Raw genomic sequence first — 1,444 nt, 5'->3', positions numbered from 1 at the left:
ACTATCGGCGCCGCGGTGGCGTCGTCGCAAGCAGCTGCCTGGGCCCTCCAGGAGCGCCGCCATGGGCCCTAATTCCAGGCGAACTCTGGCCCGCGGTCGAAGCGGCCGAGCGTCGCAAAGACGCAACGATTGCACGCGAATTCGAAGTGTCGCTGCCACACGAGCTCGATGCCGAACAGCGCAGTGAACTTGCTTGGGCGATTGCTGATGTGTTGGTAGCCCGCTATGAGTTCGTCGTCCAAGCAAGCATCCATTCGCCGCCAACCACTGACGGTGTGAACCACCACGTCCACATCCTGGCAAGCACACGACGGATCACCGGAGAGAGGTTTGGAGACAAGACCACAGAGCTGGATGGTGGGCCGACGGGGCGTATCGAGGTGGAGTGGGTTCGCGAGGCCGTGGCGTCCACGATCAACTCGCATCTGGAGGCGGCCGGCATCCGTTCCCGCGTGGACCATCGCAGCTTGGAGGAGCAGGCCCAGACAGCATTGTTGGACGGTGATCCGATACGGGCAACGCTGCTATCTAGGGAACCTACTCGTCATCAAGGAAAGGTCGCGACGGCGCTTGCCAGGAGAGGTCAGGCCACCCACGTTGAAGAGACCAATCTGTCGATTCAGCAGGAAAACGACCAAGAGTTCGAATCGCTGATCCACGACGCTGTGGCAGAGGGTCGGGCCATTGGACTTCCTCCCACGCACGATCACCGGGCAGCCCTCGCTGAGCGAGCCAAGCAGAAGTCTGCCGCGCCGTTCCTCGCGGTCGGCGATCTCAGGATTGAGGGAGTGATGGGCATTCGCCTACCTCCCATTGAGAACGGTGTCTTGGGGCCAGAGCGCCCCCCGAGGCAGTGGAACTGCCTCGAGTGGATTGATGTTGCACTGAGAGACCTGTGGGAGATTACCCAAGCCCGCGCTGATTTGGCTTTGGGCGTTGTTCGGGAGTGGCTTGCAGGTGTGCGCCGTCACGTGGTCCGCTTTGGTGACACCGCCCAGGCACGCCCCTTGGTCGCACCTGTTGCGGTCAAGATCCGCACGCTCAAGCAGGCGTTGCTGAGAAGGGGGCGGAGGGAGGGCGCGGTCCGGCGAGCAGACCGGCTTCACCACATGGCGCAGCAGCAGTGGGAGAGCTTCAACGCGGACCACCCACGAGAAGGGAGCCAGTGGTCGCCCAAGGAATGGGCCAAACGCCGAGAGAGGCGTCTGGCTGTGCTCGAGATGCGGTCCATCGAGTTGGCTAAGGCCCAAGAGATGGCGACTCAGCCGGCGCTGGACGCCGCCGAAAGAGACATCCTTCAACAAGCGTCGGAGTTGGCTCAGTCTTGCGGTGAGTTGCCCGTATTCGTGTCGCCATCGGTGCGCCGGGGCCCGCTGGTGCCTCGGCCTGGTCCGACATCGCGTCCGTCGGCGCCGCCGAGTCCATAAAGCGAGAGGCCCCGCAG

1 protein-coding gene is annotated in these 1,444 nt (G+C 63.4%); it reads left to right on the top strand.

Features of this window, described 5'->3' with window-relative positions; genetic code table 11:
- Window positions 1-1,427: MobA/MobL family protein (locus AC1DQP_RS20435; protein ID WP_478052424.1), on the top strand; the 1,427-nt coding region annotated here is incomplete at its 5' end.
- Window positions 1,428-1,444: the final 17 nt, after the last annotated feature.

The sequence above is a fragment of the Stenotrophomonas sp. P5_A8 genome, from assembly GCF_056400545.1.
The sequence above is the reverse complement of the archived record's forward strand: the minus strand, read 5'-3'. Positions and strand labels throughout refer to the sequence as shown.